At 68.6% G+C, this 21,051-nt stretch carries 20 protein-coding genes and 4 tRNA genes; 18 read left to right on the top strand and 6 right to left on the bottom strand.

What is annotated here, in order from left to right; genetic code table 11:
- The first annotated feature begins 48 nt into the window (after positions 1-48).
- Both tgt and lon read left to right on the top strand, forming a co-directional pair.
- Positions 49-1,179, top strand: coding sequence for a tRNA guanosine(34) transglycosylase Tgt (gene tgt / locus QQK83_RS02085; protein WP_284261211.1), 1,131 nt, complete (start codon positions 49-51; stop codon positions 1,177-1,179).
- A gap of 303 nt (positions 1,180-1,482) precedes the next feature.
- A complete protein-coding gene (lon, locus tag QQK83_RS02080; RefSeq protein ID WP_284261256.1) occupies positions 1,483-3,819 on the top strand; it encodes an endopeptidase La in 2,337 nt (778 codons plus the stop codon).
- A 130-nt stretch (positions 3,820-3,949) separates the two neighbouring features.
- Here the strand turns inward: lon and QQK83_RS02075 are convergent, their stop codons facing one another.
- Complete coding sequence (locus tag QQK83_RS02075) at positions 3,950-4,174, bottom strand: hypothetical protein (protein WP_284261209.1); 225 nt, start codon at positions 4,172-4,174, stop codon at positions 3,950-3,952.
- Between the two features lie 347 nt (positions 4,175-4,521).
- Here QQK83_RS02075 and QQK83_RS02070 point away from each other — a divergent pair, with 347 nt between their 5' ends.
- The 4 genes from QQK83_RS02070 (at position 4,522) to QQK83_RS02055 (ending at position 6,202) form a co-directional block, all read left to right on the top strand.
- The gene (locus QQK83_RS02070) at positions 4,522-5,295 is read left to right on the top strand and encodes a polysaccharide deacetylase family protein (RefSeq protein WP_284261207.1); all 774 of its coding nucleotides are present in this window, start codon (positions 4,522-4,524) and stop codon (positions 5,293-5,295) included.
- A 121-nt stretch (positions 5,296-5,416) separates the two neighbouring features.
- Positions 5,417-5,974, top strand: a complete 558-nt coding sequence (locus tag QQK83_RS02065; protein ID WP_284261205.1) for an HU family DNA-binding protein — start codon at positions 5,417-5,419, stop codon at positions 5,972-5,974.
- A gap of 16 nt (positions 5,975-5,990) precedes the next feature.
- A tRNA-Val gene (locus tag QQK83_RS02060) sits at positions 5,991-6,065 on the top strand.
- 61 nt (positions 6,066-6,126) lie between these two features.
- A tRNA-Val gene (locus tag QQK83_RS02055) sits at positions 6,127-6,202 on the top strand.
- On the opposite strand, the gene QQK83_RS02050 is transcribed toward QQK83_RS02055, so the two are convergent.
- Positions 6,190-6,576 carry a DoxX family protein gene (locus QQK83_RS02050; protein ID WP_284261203.1) on the bottom strand — a complete coding sequence of 129 codons (387 nt, stop codon included), beginning with the start codon at positions 6,574-6,576 and terminating at the stop codon, positions 6,190-6,192. The genes QQK83_RS02055 and QQK83_RS02050 overlap by 13 nt on opposite strands.
- 135 nt (positions 6,577-6,711) lie before the next feature.
- Here QQK83_RS02050 and QQK83_RS02045 point away from each other — a divergent pair, with 135 nt between their 5' ends.
- The 7 genes from QQK83_RS02045 to QQK83_RS02015 all read left to right on the top strand — a co-directional run bounded on the left by QQK83_RS02045 (position 6,712) and on the right by QQK83_RS02015 (position 11,091).
- On the top strand, positions 6,712-7,650 hold the full coding sequence (locus tag QQK83_RS02045) for a pirin family protein (protein WP_284261201.1): 939 nt from the start codon (positions 6,712-6,714) through the stop codon (positions 7,648-7,650).
- Between the two features lie 46 nt (positions 7,651-7,696).
- Complete coding sequence (locus tag QQK83_RS02040; protein ID WP_284261199.1) at positions 7,697-8,209, top strand: GNAT family N-acetyltransferase; 513 nt, start codon at positions 7,697-7,699, stop codon at positions 8,207-8,209.
- Positions 8,206-9,165: a DMT family transporter gene (locus QQK83_RS02035; RefSeq protein ID WP_284261197.1), complete on the top strand. Its 960-nt coding sequence runs from the start codon at positions 8,206-8,208 to the stop codon at positions 9,163-9,165. The genes QQK83_RS02040 and QQK83_RS02035 overlap by 4 nt, the downstream gene beginning before the upstream one ends.
- Positions 9,166-9,242: 77 nt before the next feature.
- Positions 9,243-9,319, top strand: a tRNA-Asp gene (locus tag QQK83_RS02030).
- Between the two features lie 120 nt (positions 9,320-9,439).
- Entirely contained in the window at positions 9,440-10,087 is a 648-nt protein-coding gene (locus QQK83_RS02025) for a lysoplasmalogenase family protein (RefSeq protein ID WP_284261195.1), read from the top strand.
- Between the two features lie 14 nt (positions 10,088-10,101).
- Positions 10,102-10,178, top strand: a tRNA-Asp gene (locus QQK83_RS02020).
- Between the two features lie 196 nt (positions 10,179-10,374).
- Positions 10,375-11,091, top strand: coding sequence for a hypothetical protein (locus QQK83_RS02015; protein ID WP_284261193.1), 717 nt, complete (start codon positions 10,375-10,377; stop codon positions 11,089-11,091).
- 21 nt (positions 11,092-11,112) lie between these two features.
- Here QQK83_RS02015 and mnmA read toward each other — a convergent pair whose 3' ends face one another.
- Positions 11,113-12,255, bottom strand: a complete 1,143-nt coding sequence (gene mnmA / locus QQK83_RS02010; protein WP_284261191.1) for a tRNA 2-thiouridine(34) synthase MnmA — start codon at positions 12,253-12,255, stop codon at positions 11,113-11,115.
- Positions 12,256-12,404: 149 nt separating this feature from the next.
- Between mnmA and sciP the strand changes: the two genes are divergently transcribed.
- The 4 genes from sciP (at position 12,405) to recG (ending at position 17,990) form a co-directional block, all read left to right on the top strand.
- A complete protein-coding gene (gene sciP, locus QQK83_RS02005) occupies positions 12,405-12,725 on the top strand; it encodes a CtrA inhibitor SciP (protein ID WP_284261190.1) in 321 nt (106 codons plus the stop codon).
- 59 nt (positions 12,726-12,784) lie between these two features.
- Positions 12,785-13,498 (top strand): response regulator transcription factor CtrA, encoded by a 714-nt coding sequence (ctrA, locus tag QQK83_RS02000; protein WP_284261188.1) that lies wholly within the window; start codon positions 12,785-12,787, stop codon positions 13,496-13,498.
- A 93-nt stretch (positions 13,499-13,591) separates the two neighbouring features.
- Positions 13,592-15,889: an NAD-dependent DNA ligase LigA gene (ligA, locus tag QQK83_RS01995; RefSeq protein ID WP_284261187.1), complete on the top strand. Its 2,298-nt coding sequence runs from the start codon at positions 13,592-13,594 to the stop codon at positions 15,887-15,889.
- Positions 15,882-17,990: an ATP-dependent DNA helicase RecG gene (gene recG, locus QQK83_RS01990; protein ID WP_284261186.1), complete on the top strand. Its 2,109-nt coding sequence runs from the start codon at positions 15,882-15,884 to the stop codon at positions 17,988-17,990. The genes ligA and recG overlap by 8 nt, the downstream gene beginning before the upstream one ends.
- 639 nt (positions 17,991-18,629) lie before the next feature.
- Here the strand turns inward: recG and QQK83_RS01985 are convergent.
- Positions 18,630-19,082 (bottom strand): iron-sulfur cluster assembly scaffold protein, encoded by a 453-nt coding sequence (locus QQK83_RS01985; RefSeq protein ID WP_284261185.1) that lies wholly within the window; start codon positions 19,080-19,082, stop codon positions 18,630-18,632.
- Between the two features lie 66 nt (positions 19,083-19,148).
- On the opposite strand from QQK83_RS01985, the gene hisI reads away from it, so the two are divergent.
- A complete protein-coding gene (hisI, locus tag QQK83_RS01980; RefSeq protein ID WP_284261184.1) occupies positions 19,149-19,508 on the top strand; it encodes a phosphoribosyl-AMP cyclohydrolase in 360 nt (119 codons plus the stop codon).
- 39 nt (positions 19,509-19,547) lie between these two features.
- Here the strand turns inward: hisI and gluQRS are convergent, their stop codons facing one another.
- Positions 19,548-20,402: a tRNA glutamyl-Q(34) synthetase GluQRS gene (gene gluQRS / locus QQK83_RS01975; protein WP_284261182.1), complete on the bottom strand. Its 855-nt coding sequence runs from the start codon at positions 20,400-20,402 to the stop codon at positions 19,548-19,550.
- 6 nt (positions 20,403-20,408) lie between these two features.
- Positions 20,409-21,020 carry a class I SAM-dependent DNA methyltransferase gene (locus QQK83_RS01970; protein WP_284261180.1) on the bottom strand — a complete coding sequence of 204 codons (612 nt, stop codon included), beginning with the start codon at positions 21,018-21,020 and terminating at the stop codon, positions 20,409-20,411.
- Between the last annotated feature and the right edge of the window lie 31 nt (positions 21,021-21,051).

Below are 21,051 nucleotides of genomic sequence, written 5' to 3'. Positions count from 1 at the left end.
AATCACCTGCGCTTGCGCTGGCTTCGCTCAGGCTGTAGCGCCGTGCCCATGAGCGCGCGTTTCTCCTTCACCCTCTCCGCCACCTCGGGCAAGGCCCGCACCGGCGTCATCTCGACCCCGCGCGGCGAGATCCGCACGCCCGCCTTCATGCCCGTGGGCACGGCGGCGACCGTCAAGGCGATGTTGCCCGAAAGCGTCCGCGCGACAGGCGCCGACATCCTGCTCGGCAACACCTACCACCTGATGTTGCGGCCCACGGCGGAACGCATCGCGGCGCTGGGCGGGTTGCACCGCTTCATGAACTGGGAGCGGCCGATCCTGACGGATTCGGGCGGCTTCCAGGTGATGAGCCTGGCCGATCTGCGCAAGCTGACCGAGGAAGGGGTAAGTTTCCGCAGCCATATCGACGGCTCGCGGCACATGCTTACGCCCGAGCGGTCTATGGAGATCCAGAAGCTTCTGGGCAGCGACATCGTGATGTGTTTCGACGAATGCCCGGCATTGCCCGCCACCCGTGACCGCATCGCCGAGAGCATGCGCCTGTCGATGCGCTGGGCCGAGCGGTCCAAGGACGCTTTCGGCGACCGGCCCGGTCACGCGCTTTTCGGCATCCAGCAAGGTGGGCTTGAACGGGATTTCCGCGAGGAAAGCGCCGAGGCGCTCAAGGCCATCGGCTTCGACGGCTACGCGGTCGGCGGCCTTGCCGTGGGCGAGGGGCAGGAGGCGATGTTCGGCTGCCTCGACCATGCGCCAGACATGCTGCCGGTGGACAAGCCGCGTTACCTGATGGGTGTGGGCAAGCCCGACGACATCGTCGGCGCCGTGGCGCGCGGGATCGACATGATGGATTGCGTCCTGCCGTCCCGCTCGGGGCGGACGGGGCAGGCCTTTACCCGGCGCGGTGTCGTGAACATCAAGAACGCGCGCCACGCGGACGACCCGCGCCCGCTCGACGAAGAGTGCAGCTGTCCCGCCTGCACGGGGTATTCCCGCGCCTATCTGCACCACGTCTTTCGCGCGGGAGAGATCATCTCGTCCATGCTGCTGACCTGGCACAACCTGCACTATTACCAGGAGCTGATGCAGGGCATGCGCGAGGCCATCGCGGCGGACCGCTTCGCCGAGTTCGAAGCCGGGTTCCACGCGGCCCGCGCCGAGGGCGATATCGCGCCGATCTGAGACGGGTGGCACGCGACCTGCAACGCAATCCACAATATTTCGTGGGGTCCGCGGCGTGCGCCGCCATCCCTCCCTTGCACGTGGCCCGTGGCGGGCGCATGTTCATCCCGAGCACCGGGGCTGCGGGCGTGGTTGAAACACCCCGCTGCGCGCCCCAAGTTAGGACATCCTTACCCGGAAGGGGCCAATGGTGGCTGCCGAGCAGGGCCCGGCCCCTTTGCCAAGACCAAGGAAGGCAGAGCTGAATTGACCCAAGATACCTATCCCGTCCTTCCCCTGCGCGACATCGTGGTGTTTCCCCACATGATCGTGCCGCTCTTCGTCGGCCGCGAGAAATCCGTGCGCGCGCTGGAAGAGGTGATGCAGGACGACAAGCAGATCCTGCTGTCGAGCCAGATCGACCCATCGGTCGACGATCCCACCACCGACGGGATCTACCGCACCGGCGTTCTGGCCAATGTGCTGCAATTGCTCAAACTGCCCGACGGCACCGTGAAGGTGCTGGTCGAGGGCCGCGTGCGCGTCACGATCGAGGAGTTCACGGCGACCGACAGCTATTTCGAGGCGCGCGTCGCCCCGCTGGAAGAACGGCCCGGCGACGAGGCCTCGACCCGCGCGATGATCGGCGCTGTCGCCGAGGAGTTCGAGAAATACGCCAAGGTCAAGAAGAACATCCCCGAAGACGCCCTGACCTCGGTCGGCGAGGCGACGGACCCGGCGAAGCTTGCCGATCTCGTCTCGGGGCATCTCGGCGTGGAGGTGGGCCAGAAGCAGGAGCTTCTGGAAACGCTCGACATCTCCGAGCGGCTGGAAAAGGTCTACGGCCTGATGCAGGGCGAGATGTCGGTCCTGCAGGTCGAGAAGAAGATCAAGAGCCGCGTCAAGAACCAGATGGAGCGCACGCAGCGCGAATACTATCTGAACGAACAGATGAAGGCGATCCAGCGTGAGCTGGGCGATGGCGACGAGGGCGGCGAAGTGGCCGAGCTCGAAGAGCGCATCAACGCCACCAAGCTGTCGAAAGAGGCGCGCGAAAAGGCCGATGCCGAGCTGAAGAAGCTCAAGAACATGTCGCCCATGTCGGCCGAGGCGACGGTGGTGCGCAACTACCTCGACTGGATGCTGTCGATCCCGTGGGGCGTGAAGTCGCGCGTGAAAAAGGACCTCGGCCGCGCCGAGAAGATCCTCGATGACGACCATTACGGTCTGGAAAAGGTCAAGGAGCGGATCGTCGAATACCTCGCCGTGCAACAACGCTCGGCCAAGCTGAAGGGGCCGATCATGTGCCTCGTCGGCCCGCCCGGCGTGGGCAAGACCAGCCTCGGCAAATCGGTCGCCAAGGCCACGGGGCGCGAGTTCATCCGCATCTCGCTGGGCGGCGTGCGCGACGAGAGCGAGATCCGCGGCCACCGCCGGACCTATATCGGCTCGATGCCCGGCAAGATCATCCAGGCGCTGAAGAAGGCCAAGACGACCAACCCGCTGATCCTGCTCGACGAGATCGACAAGATGGGGCAGGATTTCCGCGGCGACCCGGCCTCTGCCATGCTGGAGGTGCTCGACCCCGAGCAGAACGGCACCTTCGTCGATCATTACCTCGAGGTGGAATACGACCTCTCGAACGTGATGTTCCTGACCACGGCGAACTCCTACAACATGCCGGGGCCGCTTCTGGACCGGATGGAGATCATTCCGCTGGCCGGTTACACCGAGGACGAGAAGCGCGAGATCGCCAAGCAGCACCTTGTCGAGAAGCAGATGAAGAACCACGGGCTCAAGGCCCGCGAATTCGAGCTGACCGAGGCCGCGCTGACCGACGTCATCCGCTACTACACCCGCGAGGCGGGGGTGCGGAACCTCGAGCGCGAGATCGCCAAGCTGGCGCGAAAGGCCGTGACCACCATCGTGAAGGGCGAGACCGACAAGGTTGTCGTCACGCCCGACAAGCTGGAGGACATGCTGGGCGTGAAGCGCCACAAGTTCGGCCTTGCCGAGAAGGAGGACCAGGTCGGCGTGGTGACCGGTCTTGCCTGGACCAGCGTCGGCGGTGACCTTCTGTCCATCGAGGCGCTGCGCCTGCCGGGCAAGGGCCGGATGAAGACCACCGGCAAGCTGGGCGACGTGATGAAGGAGTCGATCGACGCGGCGGCCAGCTATGTCCGCTCGGTCGCGCCCGCCATCGGGGTGAAGCCGCCGCGGATCGAGAAATGGGACATCCACGTCCACGTCCCCGAGGGCGCCACGCCCAAGGACGGGCCGTCGGCCGGTATCGCCATGGTGACCTCCATCGTGTCGGTGCTGACGCAGATCCCGGTGCGCAAGGACATCGCCATGACCGGCGAGGTCACGCTGCGCGGCAACGTGCTGCCGATCGGGGGTCTCAAGGAAAAGCTTCTCGCGGCGCTGAGGGGCGGCATCACCACGGTGCTGATCCCCGAGGACAACGAGAAGGACCTGCCCGAGATCCCCGACAACGTGAAGGAGGGGCTGACGATCATTCCGGTCGCCCATGTCTCCGAGGTGCTGGCCCTTGCGCTGACCCGTCAGCCCGAGGGGATCGACTGGGACGAAGAGGCCGAGGAAGCCGCCGCCGCGGCCCGTGCCGCCGGAACGGCGGGCGAGGGTGCCGTGGCGCATTGATCCACGGCGGCCGGTCCCCGGCCCCCGCATGATATGAAAAGCCCCCCGCGATCCCGTCGCGGGGGGCTTTTGCATGGAGCGACGGCCGCGCGACACGCAGCTGCCGGGGCATTGCCCCGGCGTGCCGCCGTCACTTCAGCGGCGTCTGGCTCGACGTGCTGGCGACCATGAGCATGATCATGGTGAAGATCGGAACGATCAGGTGGCTGTGATGCAGGCTTGTCTCGGCGGCCACGTCCTGCGCCGACATCTGCGGCTGCAGCGTCTGGGCCTGTGTCTGGGCGTGTGTCTGGGCGTGTGCCGTGGTCGTTGCGACCAGGGCGCCAAGCGCCGCGGCGAGTGCGATTTTCGTCATGTTACTTCCCCAACTGGTAATGGCAGACCGACAAAAGGCACCCGCCTCGGCGGGGCGGGTCAAGGGCCAAATCCCTGAAAAATCCCGACCGTGTTCGGTTCGGCGCGCCCAGCCGATGCGCGCGGCCCGCCGGGCGTGAGGGCTTGGGCGGCCGGGTCTTGGTGCATGCTGTGGACGGGCGGGCAAGGACCGCAAGATCTGGGTTCGGGAACGGGCGCGGGGCCGGGGGCTGTTGCGCGTCTGCTGCGGTTGCGAACGTGTCATCATTCCTGTGAGTAAATTCGCTTGGGTTCTCCGGCGCGGGCGTCACATTGGGCCCAACACGTCGAACGCAGCGGAATCGCGCCATGTCCAGACCCACCGGCCCCACCCGGCGCGCCCTGCTGCGAGGGGGGGCAGCCGCGCTGACGGTGCCCTTTCTCGCCCCGAGCGCGCTGGCCCAGACCGCGGCCGACCGCGCGCGCATGCCCGCCGCCCCGGTGCCCGACACCATCACCCGCGTGATGACGGCGCGGCCCGTCGTGGCGATGACCTTCGACGACGGCCCGCATCCGACGCTGACGCCGATGCTTCTGGACATGCTGGCCTCCCGCGGCATCCGGGCGACCTTCTACGTCATCGGCTGGCGGGTCGAGCGCGAACCCGCGCTGATGCGCCGGATCGTCGCCGAGGGGCACGAGATCGGCAACCACACATGGTCCCACCCCAGCCTGTTCGGCTATTCGGACGCCGCCGTGCTCAACCAGCTCGACCGGACCTCGCTGGCGATCCAGGACGCGGTGGGCCGGCCGCCTGTCACGATGCGGCCGCCCTACGGCAACCTCTACCCGCGCCAGCGCCGCATGGTGCTCGAGGCACGCAACATGCCGACCGTGCTGTGGTCGGTGGACCCCGAGGATTGGCGCAGGCCGGGCTCGGGCGTCGTGGCGAACCGCATCCTGTCGCGCGCCCATCCCGGTGCGGTGATCCTGTCGCATGACATCATCGGGGCGACCATCCGGGCGATGCCCGCCACGCTCGACGGGCTGGTGGCGCGCGGCTACGAGTTCGCCACCATGTCCGAGCTGATCGGCTGGCCGCGCTGGGACAGCCGCAACATCCGTCTGGCGCGCAGCACGTGACCCTCCGCATCGGGCTGGAAGCGGCCCGGCAGGCCGGGTAAGCTGATCGCGTCCCGAAGCAGGGACCGTGCCGGATCGGGACATCCGGCATGATGTCGAGTATCGAGTGGGGAGCAGTTTCATGAGTGGCACCAAGGACGAGGCGCGCGACGGCGCGGCCGCCCGCAAATCGACGCCGGCCGGACGCAAGCGGCGCAGCGCCGCTGCGATCAAGAAAACGGCCGGCAAAAGCGCCGCGGCAGACACCGCGCCGGGCGGCGCGCAGCGCGGACATCTGCGCGCCGTGACCATCGAGCCCGTCGAACCTGCCGAGGGGCAGGCCAGCACGGGCACCGCGGAAACCGGGGCCGAAGGGGGCAACGACTCGCGGTTCAAGCGCCCCGACCTGATCGAGGCGATCAACAAGCGCACCGCGCTGAAACGGTCGGACGCCAAGATCGTCCTCGACCTGGTGCTCGACGAACTGGGCAAGGCGCTGGACCGCAACGAAGAGCTGGTCCTGCCGCCGCTGGGCAAGCTGATGGTCAAGTCGCGCAAGCCCGACGCCGATGGCCCCGACATCCTGACCGTCAAGATCCGCCGTCCGCGCGATGCGGGTGAGGCAGGTGACGAAGCCGGTGACAAAGAAGCTGGCGAAGCGGGCGATAACCCCCTTGCAGACCCCGGCGAGGATGGCTAAAGACGCGCCACCCGGAGGGTGATTAGCTCAGTGGTAGAGCGCTTCGTTCACATCGAAGATGTCGGGAGTTCAAATCTCTCATCACCCACCACCTTTCCCGCCCGGCGGACTTGATCGGACTTGAGCGAGCGGTTAAGCCCCGGTCGCCCGGCGGGTGGTTAGCTCAGTTGGTAGAGCGCTTCGTTTACACCGAAGATGTCGGGGGTTCGAGTCCCTCACCACCCACCAGTGCCCCGGCCAAGGCGCAGCGCGAAGCGTCCCGGCCCCTGAGCGGCGAGGATCAGAAGGCCGCCGGCAATCGCCCAGTTCTTCACCACGATCGTCACCTGCCAGGGGTCTGCGCGCAGCTGCCAGTGAAACCAGCTGGTTGCTATGCAATATAGCGCGAGCGCCACGGCCCAGGCCCGCACCCCCGGCCCGAGGACCAGGCCGATCCCCATCACGAGATTGGCCGCCGCGAGCGGCCAGATCAGCAGGGGCGGCAGACCGAGACCGGCAATCATCCCCGACACCGGGGCCGGGTCGACGAGCTTCTGCACCGCCCCACCGATGAACAGAAGGGCGATCAGGACACGACCCATGAGGTTGAGAGTGTCGGACATGCCCTCACCCTCAAGGCATTGCCCGCAGGGTGCAATGCTGGTGCGAATTTGCACATTCAATGCGTGTGTATTTGTATTTTGTGCGCATAATAACAAACTAGGTTAAGGTTATCTCAGTGAGAGTAGACCCCGCCGATGAGCTGGAACCCCGCCCTCGACCCGCAGTGCCCGACCGGCGACGATGTGGACGCCATCGAAACCCTGATCGTGCCGCGCGCCCGTGATCTCGGCGCGTTCGCGGTGCGCCGCGCGCTGCCCGCCCCCCGGCGGCAGATGGTCGGCCCCTTCATCTTCTTCGACCAGATGGGCCCAGCCGAATTCGTCACGGGGCAGGGGATCGACATCCGCCCGCATCCCCATATCGGGCTGGCGACGGTCACCTATCTCTACAAGGGCCGGTTTCACCACCGCGACAGCCTCGGCACCGACCAGTGGATCGACCCCGGCGCGGTGAACCTGATGACGGCGGGCCATGGCATCACCCATTCCGAGCGGGTGGACGGCGAGATGCTGAAACAGCCCTACAGCCTGTTCGGCATCCAGACCTGGATCGCGCTGCCCAAGGATGCCGAGGACAGCCCACCCGCCTTTGTCCATGCGCCGAAGGACGCGCTGCCGATGCTGGAGGGCGAAGGCAAGCGCCTGCGCCTGATCCTCGGGACGGCCTATGGCGAACGCGCCCCGGTCGCGACAGCCTCCGAGATGTTCTATCTCGACGCGATGCTCGAGCCGGGCGCGACGCTGCCCCTTCCCGACGATCACGAGGATCGCGGCGCCTATGTCACGCAAGGGTCGGTCGAGATCGCGGGCGAGCGGTTCGAGCCGGGAAAGATGATGGTCTTCCGCCCCGGCGACCGGGTGTCGATGACCGCGGGCCCCGAGGGCGCTCGGGTGATGCTTCTGGGCGGGGCGACGCTGGAGGGGCCGCGCCACATCTGGTGGAATTTCGTCGCCTCCTCGAAGGAGCGGATCGAGGAGGCCAAGGAGGCCTGGCGCAAGGGCGATTGGGCGCATGGCCGCTTCCAGCTGCCGCCGACCGACAACGCCGAGTTCATCCCGCTGCCCGAGCGGTGATCGCTTCGGCCTTGCCCCGGTCACCGGCCGGGGGCAGGGTCGGCGCATGACGATCCGCCCCGCCACGCCCGCCGATCTGCGGGCCATCCACGACCTGCACCTGTCGAACTGGCGCGCGGCCTATCGCGCCCTGCTGCCCGATGCGACGCTCGAGGGCGAGGCCGCACGCTACCTCGCCGCCCGCTGGGGCGGGGGCGCGTTGCAGCGTGACAGCGTCTTCGTGGCCTGTGACGGCGGCGCGCTTGCGGGGTTCGTCGCGCTCCTCTTCGCGCCCGAGGGGCATGTGTATGTCGACAACCTCCATGTCGCGCCCGAGGCACGGGGGCGCGGCCTGTCGCGGGCGCTCATGGCGATGGCCGCACGGCTGGCCGCGGCGCGGCCGGTCCGGCTGACGGTGCTGGACGGCAACACGCAGGCGCGCGCGGTCTATGCCGGGTGGGGTGGGTCCGAAAGCCCCGCCTATGCGGCCGAGTTCCTTGGCGTCCGCGTGCAGGAGCGGCAGGTCGACTGGCCCAGCGGCACCGCGCTGGCGCAGGCGGTGGCGGAGCGCGCGCCATGACCGGACAGTCGCGCGCGATCCTGTTCATCCTGCTGGGGATGCTCTGCATCTCGGTCAATGACATGGGTATCAAGCTTCTGTCGGGCGATTACCCGCTGCACCAGATGGTGTTCGTGCGCTCGGGGATCGGGCTTGCGATCTGCCTCGTGCTGTTGCGGGCCGAGGGGGGCGTGGCGCTGTTGCACACGGACAGGCCGCTGTTGCACGGCCTGCGCGCAGGCTTGATCGTGACGGCCAACATGCTGTTCTTCGCGGCGCTGTCGGTCATGCCGCTGGGGGTGGCGACGGCGCTGTTCTTCGTCGCGCCGCTGTTCATCACGCTTCTGGCGATCCCCGTTCTGGGCGAGCCTGTGGGCCGTTACCGGATGGGCGCCATCGTGGTGGGCTTCGTGGGGGTCGGCGTGATGATGGCCCCCGGCGTCGACTGGGGCGAGATCGGGCGGGCGAGCCTGCTTTTGCCGGTCCTCGCCGCGGCCTGCTACGCGGGAATGCAGGTGCTGACCCGCAAGCTCGGGGCGCGCTCGGCGGCCTCGGCCATGGCGATCTACATCCAGTCGGCCTTTCTGCTGGTGTCGCTGGGGTTCTTCGTCGTCGCGGGCGACGGGCGTTTCGCCGATGGGGTCGAGCACCCGGCCGCCGTGTTCCTGCTGCGCGCATGGGTCTGGCCCGCGGCGGGGGATTGGTGGCTGTTCGGGCTTCTGGGGGTGATGTCGGGGGCGATCGGCTATTGCCTGTCGATGGCCTACAAGCACGGCACGGCCTCGGTGGTGGCCTCTTACGAATATGTCGCCTTGCCGCTGGCGATCTTCTGGGGCTGGGCGATCTTCGGCGAGGTGCCGCGCCCCGTCGTGTGGCTGGGCATCGCGCTGATCGCGGGGGCGGGGCTTTACGTCTTCGCGCGCGAGCGGGCTCAGGACCGCGCGCTGGCCTCGGCCCGGCCGATCCGCCGCGGATGAGGCGATGCGGAAAATCTCGGGAAAGCGGCCAAAGCCGCTTGACGCCGCCCGCCGGGGGCCATATCCCCCGCTCCAACGCGGTTGTAGCTCAGTTGGTTAGAGTACCGGCCTGTCACGCCGGGGGTCGCGGGTTCGAGCCCCGTCAACCGCGCCACTTGCTTCAGACGCCCCGCGGCATCCGCTGCGAGAGCGTTCCGAAACGGCCCCTGCCTCGGCGGGGGCCGTTCGCGTTTCGGAGACCGGGGCGGCGACAAGGGCGGGCAGGGGGCATGGCGTGATCCGGGCGCTTCTTGTCCCCGCGGCCCTGCTGGCGCTGGCCTATGGCGCGGTCTGGACGCTCAGGCCCGTGTCGTGGACACGCTCCGCCATCAAAACTGGCGCGACCGCGCTTTTGGCGCTGGCCGCGCTCTGGGCCGGGCTGCCGGGCCTTGCTCTGGCGCTTGCCCTTGGCGCGGTCGGCGACTGGTTCCTGTCCCGCCCGCACGCGACCGGGTTCTTGCCGGGGCTCGGCGCCTTTGCCCTCGGCCATGTCGTCTACCTTGGCGTGCTCTGGCCCCTGGCAGGGCCGCCGGGCCTTGTCCCGTCCGCGATCCTGTTCGCGGTGGCCCTTGCGCTGATGCTGTCGCTCTGGCCGCGCCTCGGGCCGTTGCGTTTGCCCGTGACGGCCTATACCGCGCTGTCGGTGGCGCTTGGCCTTGTCGCGCTGGGGCTGCCCGCGGGCGCGCTTGCGCTGGGGCTGCTGGCCTTCATCCTGTCGGATATCGTGCTGGCGGTGGCGCTGTTCCTGCTGCCCGAGGGGCACCGGGCGCAGCCGGTCCTGTCGCGGTTTCTCTGGGCGCTCTACTGGGGCGGGCAGGCCGCGATCCTGATCGGGGCGATAGATGTGTTTTCGGCCATTGACGGGGTCTCGGGGATTGCCTAAAGCACCCCCCACGCGCGGTTGTAGCTCAGTTGGTTAGAGTACCGGCCTGTCACGCCGGGGGTCGCGGGTTCGAGCCCCGTCAACCGCGCCATTTATTCTCTCTTTTTGCGCTACCGCCCTTCGGGCTACTTGAGCGCGTGGAGTGTTGCGCTATCGCTCTTCGGGCTACTTGAGCGCGTGCTGTCTTGAGCTATCGCCCTTCGGGCTACTTGAGCGCGTATCGGGACCGTTCGGCGTCCAGCCGCGTTTTCTCTGGCCCCGGCGGCGGTGCGACTTACCCTCTCGTCATGCGCACGCTTGCCCTTTGCCTTGCCCTGTCCCTCGGTCCCGCCCATGCGCAGGACACCGGGCCGGTGACGCTTGACCCGGCCGCCGTGCTTTCCCTGGGGGCCGAGCCTTGGCTTGACCGGGCGCAGTTCCGCGTCCGTCTCGACCTTGCGCTTGGCGGCATCACCCTCGACATGCCCCGCCTGCCCGAGGAGCTTCGCGTCGCGGACCCGTTCCTGTGGTCGCTGACGGGGCGCTTCGGGGCGCCGCTGGCCGGATCATCCGTGCCCGGCGGCCTGTTCGCCTGTTCGCGCTACGGCCTATCGACCCGCGACCTGATGGCCGAGACCAGCCTGACCGATCCGCGCGCCTTTGCCCTCTTCGGCGCGACGCAGGCCGCCCATGACGATGCCGAGGCCTGGCCCGAGGCGGGGCTTGCGCGGCTGGCCTGCACGATCACCTGGGACGACACGCGCCGGGTTGCGATCATCCCCGAAGGCCCCGCCACCGCCGCGCTGCAGGCGCGCTTCGACGAGGTTCTGCGTCTGGGAGATGCCGAGATGCTGGGCGCGGACTGGCAAAGCCAGCCGCCGCGCTACGGCGAAGACGGCTACCGGCTCGAGGCGCGTTTCGGCACCGTGAGCAGCGTGCTGGTCCAGGACAGCGCGCTGATCGAGCTGACGGTGGGCCACCAGGCGATCCGCTTTCGCGCCTTCCTGCTGAACAGCGGGGTCTGAGGTGGGTCTGGGGCGGGGGCTTCAGCCCTTCCAGATCCAGCCGCCGCCGAAGATGCGGCTTCCGTCGGGTGCATAGAAGACGCAGGCCTGACCGGGGCTTACGCCCTCCTCGGCGGTGAACAACTCGACCTCGGCGGTTGTCTCCGACAAGGGCCGGATCACCGCGGGCCGCGGCGGGCGGGTGGAGCGGATCTTGACCTCCATCTCCCACACCTCGCGCGAGGTGAAGGGCGCGTCGCCCAGCCAGTTGATCTCGCGCAGCGGGACGGTGCGGGTCGAAAGTGCGTCTTTCGGGCCGACGACCACGCGCCGCGTGTCGGGGTCGAGCTTGACCACGTAAAGCGGATCGGCAAGCCCGCCGATGCCAAGCCCCCGGCGTTGGCCGATGGTGTAGTGGATCACGCCCCGGTGCTCACCCAGCACGGTGCCGTCCATGTCCACGATCTCGCCCGGCTCGGCGGCACCCGGCCGCAGCTTCTCGATCACCGCGGCGTAGTTGCCGTTGGGCACGAAGCAGATGTCCTGGCTGTCGGGCTTGTCGGCGACGGAGAGGCCATACTTGGCCGCAAGCGCCCGCGTCTCGGCCTTGGACGCCAGGTGCCCCAGCGGGAAGCGCAGGTAATCCAGCTGCTCCTGCGTGGTGGAGAAGAGGAAATAGGACTGGTCGCGCGCGGCATCGGCGGCCGAGTGCAGCTCTGCCCCCCGCGCCCCCATCTTGCGCTGGATGTAATGGCCCGTGGCCATGCAATCTGCATCGAGATCCTTGGCCGTTTCCAGCAGGTCCTTGAACTTGACCCGCTCGTTGCAGCGGATGCAGGGCACCGGCGTGGCCCCCGCGAGGTAGCTGTCGGCGAATTCGTCGATCACCGCCTCGCGGAAGGTGTTCTCGTAATCCAGCACGTAATGCGGAAAGCCCATCGCCTCGGCCACGCGGCGCGCGTCGTGGATGTCGCGGCCCGCGCAGCAGGCGCCCTTTTTCGCCAGCGCCGCGCCGTGGTCGTAAAGCTGAAGCGTGACGCCCACCACGTCATAGCCTTCCTCGGCCAGCATGGCCGCCACGACCGACGAATCGACCCCCCCCGACATGGCCACGACCACGCGGGTTTCGGACGGGGGCTTGGGAAACCCGAGCGAATTCAGCATGTCCGGCCGGTCGAGCGCCATAATCGGTGGCTCCGTCAAGTTCAGGGGAAACGGGGGATTCCCGCGAATATAGGAAAAATTCGGCGCACCACAACCTCTGCGCTTACCTGGAATTAAGCAATCGCGGTGCAGGACTGTCGGTGTCAGACGGCAAGAGGAGGCGGAAAGGCATGTTCATCCGGCGCACGCAAGGCCCGACCCACGTGACCCTCGCGGATGGGCGACGCATGAGCCGGGCGGATCTTCCCCCGCCCGATACGCGGCGCTGGGTCGCCAGCCGCAAGGCGGCGGTGGTGCAGGCGGTGGATGCCGGCCTGATCTCGCCGCAGGAGGCGGTGAGCCGCTGGGACCTGTCGGAGGAGGAACTGGACGGATGGCGCGCCGCCGCGGCCCGGCACGGCTTTGCCGCCCTCAGGGCGACCGCGATCCAGCACTACCGCGATGGCGGCGCGGAAAGATCTGGCCCTTCGGAAACCTGTCTGAAAAGGTAACTTGAAATTAACCATTGTGTTCGAATCTGGACCAAGTTGACGAGATTCGGAGTTGCCTGATGCGTGTATTGCTAGTCGAAGACGATCCCACCACGTCCCGCAGCATCGAGATGATGCTCAGGCATGCCAATCTCAACGTCTATTCCACCGACCTCGGGGAGGAGGGGATCGACCTTGCCAAGCTCTATGATTACGACATCATCCTGCTGGACCTGAACCTGCCCGACATGAACGGCCATGACGTGTTGCGCCAGCTGCGCAGCGCGCGGGTGACCACGCCGATCCTGATCCTGTCGGGGCTCGACGACCCCGAGAACAAGCTCAAGGGCTTCGGCTTCGGCGCGGATGATTACCTGACCAAGCCCTTCCACCGCGACGAGCTGGTCGCGCGCATCCATGCCATCATCCGCCGGTCCAAGGGGCACGCCCAATCGGTGATCCGCACCGGCAAGATCTCGGTCAATCTCGACGCCAAGACGGTCGAGGTGGGGGGGCAGACCGTGCATCTGACCGGCAAGGAATACCAGATGCTCGAGCTGTTGAGCCTCAGGAAGGGGACCACCCTGACCAAGGAGATGTTCCTCAACCACCTCTATGGCGGCATGGACGAGCCCGAGCTGAAGATCATCGACGTCTTCATCTGCAAGCTGCGCAAGAAGCTGACCACGGCGACGGATGGCGAGAACTATATCGAGACCGTCTGGGGCCGCGGCTACGTGCTGCGCGATCCGATGCCGGGGCAGGGTGCGCTCGGGGTTGCGATGAACGCCTGAAAGCCGCTCCGGCGCGGTGTGCTTGGGCTGGAAATCCGTCCCGCCGCCTCCTAAACCCAAGGGAACGCAACCGGGCAGGGGGATGGGCGCGCGATGGCCGAGGAACTGGAGCGTGCAGCGGCGCAGGCCGCGGCCCTGACCAAGGGCGAGGCGCAGGCGCGGCTGACCGAACTGGCCGACCTGCTGGCGCAGGCGAACCGCGCCTACTACCAGGAGGATGCGCCGTCGCTGGAGGATGCGGCCTATGACGCGCTCAAGCGCGAACTGGCCGCGATCGAGGCGCGTTTCCCCGAGCTCAAGCGCCCCGACAGCCCCAGCGAACAGGTCGGCGCAGCCCCCGCCGAAGGCTTCTCCAAGATCACCCATTCCCAGCGGATGCTGTCGCTGGCCAATGCCTTCGACGACGCGGATGTCGCCGATTTCGTTGCCGGCATCCGCCGCTACCTCGGGCTAAGCCCGGAGGCGGAGCTTGCCTTCACCGCCGAGCCCAAGATCGACGGCCTGTCGCTCTCGCTGCGCTACGAGGGGGGACGGCTGGTTTCGGCCGCCACCCGCGGCGACGGCCAGGTGGGCGAGAACGTGACGGCCAACGCGCGCACCATCTCCGACATTCCGCTGCAGCTGACAGGTGCGCCCGAGGTGCTGGAGGTGCGCGGCGAGGTCTACATGAGCCACGCCGATTTCGCCGCCCTGAACCAGCGGCAGGAGGCGGCGGGGGCCAAGACCTTTGCCAACCCGCGCAACGCCGCCGCGGGCTCGCTCCGCCAGCTCGACGCCGAGGTGACGCGCGCGCGCCCCCTGCGCTTCTTCGCCTATTCCTGGGGGGAACTGTCCGAACCGCTCGCCGCGACGCAGATGGGTGCCATCGAACGGCTGCGCGCGTTGGGCTTCGCCACCAACGACCGCACCCGGCGCTGCGAGACGGTCGAGGAGATGCTGGCCCATTACGCCGGGATCGAGGCGGACCGCGCGACTTTGGGTTATGACATCGACGGTGTCGTCTACAAGCTTGACGATCTCGCGCTTCAGGCCCGCCTCGGCCTGCGCTCGACCACGCCGCGTTGGGCCATCGCGCACAAGTTCCCCGCCGAGCTTGCCTGGACCCGGCTCGAGGGGATCGACATCCAGGTCGGCCGCACTGGTGCGCTGTCGCCGGTCGCACGTCTGGTGCCGGTCACGGTGGGCGGTGTCGTCGTCTCGAACGCGACGCTGCACAACGAGGATTACATCGCCGGGCGCGATGCCAACGGCCAGCCGATCCGGCCGGATGAAAACGGTATCGGCAAGGACATCCGCATCGGCGACCGGGTGCAGGTCTACCGCGCGGGCGACGTGATCCCGAAACTGGCGGACGTGGACCTGTCGAAACGGCCCGACGACGCGAAACCCTACGTCTTTCCCACGACCTGCCCCGAATGCGGCTCCGAGGCGATCCGCGAGGAGGGTGACGCCGTGCGCCGCTGCACCGGCGGATTGATCTGCCCCGCGCAGGCCGTTGAAAAGCTGAAGCATTTCGTCAGCCGCGCGGCCTTCGACATCGAGGGGCTGGGCGCGAAACAGGTCGAGGCGTTCCACGCCGATGGCTGGATCACGGAGCCTGCCGATATCTTCACGCTCGAGGACCGCTACGGCAGCGGCCTCCAGCAGCTCAAGAACCGCGAGGGCTGGGGCGAGAAATCGGCGCGGAACCTCTTCGACGCCATCGCCGAACGGCGGCGGATCGGGTTGGGCCGGGTGATCTTCGCCCTTGGCATCCGCCATGTGGGCGAGGTGGCCGCCAATGACCTCGCGCGGCATTTCGGCAGCTGGGCCGCGCTGGCCGACACGGTCGACGCAGCCGCCCCGGCGGCCCATGCCCATCGCGCGGCGGAGGCCGCCGAACTGGCCGAACGCCGGGCTGCCGCCGACGCGGGGCGGCGCGCTTCGCTGGCGAAAGCGCGGGAGGCCGCCTGGGCCGACGTGCCCGCGGCGGCGCGCGCGGCCTGGGAAGACCTGACCGGCATCGACGGGATCGGCGCGACGGTGGCGGTGTCGCTGGCCACGACCTTCGAGCAGGTGGCCGAGCGCGCCTCCATCGACCGGCTGATCGCCCTGCTGGAGATCGAGGCCCCCGCCGCGCGGGCGACGCAAAGCCCCGTCGCTGGCAAGACCGTGGTCTTCACCGGCAGCCTCGAGAAGATGACCCGCGCCGAGGCCAAGGCGCGGGCCGAGGCCTTGGGGGCCAAGGTCTCGGGCAGCGTCTCGGCCAAGACCGACCTTCTGGTCGCGGGGCCGGGCGCGGGGTCCAAGGCGGCGAAGGCCGCCGAGCTTGGCATCGAGACCATCGACGAGGACGCGTGGCTCGCGCTGGTCAACGACGCCCCGGAGGGGGCGGTGCATGGTGATGGCTGAGGGCGAGCACCCGAAAGGCCGGCCCGAGGAGCTTTGGCCGCTCTTCGCGCCGCTCGAGGTGCTGGACGGGGTCGGGCCGAAGACGGCGAAGCACTACAAGGGGTTGGCGGTCGAAACGCCCAAGGATTTGCTGCTGACCCTGCCGCTTGGCGGCGTGGATCGCAGCCGCAAACCCTCGATCCGCGACGTGGCGCTGCCCGGCATGGCGACGGTCGAGGTGACGGTGGGCCGGCATCGCCCGCCTTCGGGGCGCGGTCGGCCCTACCGGATCGAGGTGGAGGATGCCGCGACGAGCTTTCAGCTCGTGTTCTTCCACGCCCGCGACGAGTATCTCACGCGCATCCTGCCCACGGGCAGCCGCCGCGTGGTTTCGGGCAAGGTCGAGCTTTTCGACGGCATCGCGCAGATGCCGCACCCCGACCATATCCTGCCGCCCGAGGAGGCGGACGAGATCCCTGCCTTCGAGCCGGTCTACCCGCTGACCTCGGGTGTCACGCAAAAGGGCATCCGCAAGGCCACGGCCTCGGCGCTGGAGCGGGTGCCGATCCTCGGCGAGTGGATCGACGGGCATTTGATGGACGAGAAGGGCTGGCCCTCCTGGGAGGAGGCGCTGCACATGGCCCATGCGCCTGCGCGCCCCGAAGACCTGTCGCGCGGCGCGCCCGCGCGCGAGCGGCTGGCCTTTGACGAGCTGTTCGCGCACCAGCTGACGCTGGCGCTGGCCCGCGCGACGCTGAAGCGCGGCAAGGGGCGGGTGACGCAAGGCGACGGGCGGCTGCGCGCGCGCGTGCTGGCAAGCCTGCCCTACAGGCCCACGGGCGCGCAGGCTCGCGCGGTCGAGGAGATCGCCGCCGACATGGCCCGGCCCATGCGGATGAACCGGCTGCTTCAGGGCGACGTGGGGGCCGGCAAGACGCTGGTGGCGCTGATGGCGCTTCTGGTCGCGGTCGAGGCGGGCGGGCAGGGGGTGCTGATGGCACCGACCTCGATCCTTGCGGGGCAGCATTACGCGAACCTCAAGCCGCTGGCCGAGGCGGCGGGGGTGGTCGTCGAGATGCTGACCGGCGCCGACAAGGGCGCGGAGCGGCGCGCCAAGCTGGCGGCGCTGAAGCGCGGTGATATCCATATCCTTGTCGGCACCCACGCGGTTTTCATGGATGACGTGGAATTCGGCGACCTGCGGCTGGCCATCGTGGACGAACAGCACCGTTTCGGCGTGCGCCAGCGCATCCGGCTGGGCGAAAAGGGGCAGGGGGCGGATGTGCTGGTGATGACGGCCACGCCCATCCCGCGGACCCTGAGCCTTGCCACCTATGGCGACATGGATGTGAGCGTGCTGGACGAGAAGCCGCCGGGGCGCACGCCGGTGACCACGGCGCTGGTCTCGGCGGGGCGGATGGACGAGGTGGTGGATCACCTGCGCCGCGCCGTCGCCGAGGGGCGGCAGGCCTATTGGGTCTGCCCGCTGGTCGAGGAGAGCGAAAGCTTCGACGCGACCGCGGCGGAGGAGCGGTTCAAGATGCTGCGCGCAGCACTTGGCGAGGGGGTGGTCGGGCTGGTCCATGGCCAGTTGCCGCCCGACGCGAAGACCGCCGCGATGGAGGGCTTCGCCCGTGGCGAGACGCGGGTGTTGGTGGCGACCACGGTGATCGAGGTGGGGGTGGACGTGCCCAATGCCTCGATCATGGTGATCGAACAGGCCGAGATCTTCGGGCTGGCGCAGCTGCACCAGCTGCGTGGGCGCGTGGGGCGCGGGGCGGCGGCCTCCACCTGCCTGTTGATGTATCGCCCGCCGCTCGGCGAGACGGCGCGGCGGCGGTTGATGGTGCTGCGCGACACCGAGGACGGGTTCCGCATCGCCGAAGAGGACCTGGCGATCCGCGGGGCGGGCGACCTGATCGGGACGGCGCAATCGGGCCTGCCGCGGTTCCGCATCGCGGATCTCGAGGGCCAGACCGGGTTGATGGCGCTGGCCCAGAACGCCGCGCGGGCGCTGCTGGCGCGCGATCCGGGGCTGGAAGGGCCGCAGGGCCTGTCGGCGCGGACGCTGCTGTGGCTGCTGGAACAGGACAAGGCGATCCGTCTGATTTCCGCGGGCTGACGCGGTTTGTTCTCGGATGTTCTCAAAAAGTTCTGGACTTTGGGGTGAGGATATGAGAACAAATCGGCAACACTCGATCAGAGGAGGCTCCGGCCATGACCCGCATCGCTGACATCCTGACCCGCTCGCGCGACACGATCCTGACCGACGCGCTGGGGGTCTTGGCGATCATGGGCTTCACCATGGGGATGCTGCATCTGCCCGGCCTGATCTGAGGTTCACCTTTCTGCCTGCGGTCCGGCAGGGCCCAGTGGTGTGGGATCTGTCCCCGACTTGCCCGCACCGATCCTTGCCCCGCCCGGTTTGCCTCCCGGGTCGGGCCTTGCCGAATGACACGCTGACTGCCGCCGCCTCCTCCCACGGAGCGCGGCGGTTTTTTTGTCCCTGACGGGACCCGGCAGGATTTTGGAAAATCCTGGGGGCCTGGGGCTGGCGGCGCGAGAGGGTGGCGCGCATGGCGCGTGCGGGGTCGGATCTGGCCCCCCGTGACAGGCGGATCAAGCCTTGGCTGGTCGACAGGCAGGGTGACGGTTTTCCCTGACGGGACCCGGCAGGATTTTGGAAAATCCTGGGGGCCTGGGGCTGGCGGTGCGAGAAAGGCCTGCGGTCAGGCGCAGGGGGTCTGTAGTGTGCCTGCGGTCAGGCGCAGGCGGCCCGTTCGGCCTCGGCCATGGCTTCGGCGGTCGCCTCCAGCGACAAGAGGATCGAGGCGTGGCGGTTGCGATAGTCGCGGGCGGGTTCCAGCACCTCGTAGCCATGAAAGGGCGCGCCGGGGGGTGTGGCCCCGTCCCTGAGCATGGCGCGAAGCTGGTCGCGCGCGGCCACCACCTCGGCGCGGGTGCGCCCCACGATCTCGGCCCCCATCAGCGCGGCGGCGGCCTGGCCCAGGGCGCAGGCCTTCACGTCCTGTCCGAAGCGCGTGATCCGGCCGCCCTCCATGTCGAGATCGACCGTCACGGTCGAGCCGCACAGCGGCGCGCGTTTCCGGATGCTGGCCTGCGGGGCCTCGAGCCGCCCGCGGTGCGGGATGTCGGCCGCCAGCGCGAGGATGCGCTGCGAGTAGAGCTTGATCAGGTCGCTGTCGCTGGACATCGGGTTTGCCTCCGCTCGGTCTGGCCTATAGGTAGCCGCGGTATCCCGATTTGCAAAGAGCCCGCCATGCCCGGTTTCGATCCTTCTACCCTTCGTTACGACGCCAACGGCCTGATCCCCTGCATCGCGCAGGAAGCGGCGACGGGCGAGGTCCTGATGATGGCCTGGATGAGTGCCGAGGCGGTCGCGCGCACGCTCGAGACGGGGCGGGTGACCTATTGGAGCCGGTCGCGGGCCGCGTTCTGGGTAAAGGGCGAAAGCTCGGGCCATGTGCAGGAGCTGGTCGAGCTGCGCGTGGATTGCGACCGCGATTGCCTGCTGGCGCTGGTGCGGCAGACCGGTCCTGCGTGCCATACCAACCGGCGGTCCTGTTTCTACACCGGCCTGCGGGACGGGCAGGAGGTTGAACTGATGTCGCCCGAGTGAGCGGCCGGTCGCCATCCGTATTTGGGGGAAGATGAAGGGTCAGAGGCCGGTCCTGCGGCACATCTCCTGCGGGGTGACGCCTTCGGAGCGGTAGAGGCGCAGCGCGCGGGCGTCGTCGCGTTTGGCGAGACGCTTGCCGTCTTCGTCGCGGATCAGGCGGTGGTGGTGGTAGAGCGGCGTGGGCAGGTCCAGCAGGCGCTGCAGGATGACGTGCATCCGCGTCGCCTCGAACAGGTCTTCGCCGCGAGTCACATGGGTGATCTGTTGCGCCGCGTCATCGACCACCACCGACAGGTGGTAGGAGGTGCCCATGTCGCGGCGGGCGAGCACGATGTCGCCGATCTCGTGGCGCGCGGCCGTCGGGTCGATGGGAAACCGGCCGGCATGGGTGGGGCCGGTTTCCGTGAAGCCGGGGTCTGGTCCGAGACGCGCCATGGCGCGGGCCATGTCGAGGCGCAGGTGCCGGTCGGTGGGGCGCGGGCCCGAGGGCGGCGCGGTGGAACGGCAGGTGCCGGGGTAGACCGGGCCGTCTGGGCCGATGACAGGCTCCGCGCCTTCCTGCGGGGCGGCGAGCGCCTCGGCGATGTCGCGGCGGCTGCAGCTGCAGGGGTAGAGCAGGCCCATGGCCCAGAGCCGGTCGAGCGCGGCCCGGTAGGCCGGCATGCGGTCGGACTGGCGCATCACCGGCCCGTCCCATGCCAGGCCGAGCCAGGCGAGATCCTCGAGGATCAGCGCCTCCCACTCGGGGCGGGCGCGGCTCTGGTCGATGTCCTCGATCCGGAGCAGGAACTGCCCGCCTGCCGCCCGCGACATGTCATGGGCGAGGAACGCCGCGTAGGCGTGGCCCAGATGCAGGGGCCCCGTGGGCGAGGGCGCGAAGCGGGTGCGGATCATGCGGCCCTATCGCTTGCGCAGAACGTAGACGGTGGAACCCATGTCCTTGGCCGCCAGGTGCGGGCCGTAGGCCTCGGAGAGGAGATCGGCCCTGGCCTTTGCGCCCTCGAGCGCCTGCATGTAGCGGGGATCGGCGAGCGTAGCGTCATTGTAGCTGAAGGCGAGCACCCCGCCGGGGGCGAGCGCGCCGAGCAGCGTGTCGAGCGTGTCGGGCGGGGCGGCGCCGAGGCTGACGACGCCCGTCGCGGTGATCGCGGCATAGCCCGCGGGTGGGGCCGTGCCCGGTTCGCTGACGGTGAGTTCGCGGTAAAGACCGAGGGCGCGGGCCTGCGCGACCATCTCGGGCGTGATGTCGGTGCCGTCGATCGTGGTGAAGCCCGCGGCGGCAAGCGCCTTGCCCGACAGGCCCGTGCCGCAGCCGAAATCGAGGATCGGGGCGGTCAGGTCGGCGCTTTCGGCGGCAAGCGCGGCGGCCAGGCGGGCGGGTGTTTCATAGCCCGCGCCGGTCACGTCGGCGTCGTAATCCTTGGCCCAGCCGGAATAGAGCGCGCGGGTTTCCGCGACGCTGCGGGGTTTCCAGAGCTGGGTGTCGAGCGTGGGTCCGGTGTCCTTGGTCATGGCGCAAGGCTAACGCGGGCGTCTTGCCCGC

It is taken from the genome of Roseicyclus amphidinii, from assembly GCF_030163755.1.
GTDB classification, from domain to species: domain Bacteria; phylum Pseudomonadota; class Alphaproteobacteria; order Rhodobacterales; family Rhodobacteraceae; genus Roseicyclus; species Roseicyclus amphidinii.
This window is presented reverse-complemented; position numbering and strand designations above follow the sequence as displayed.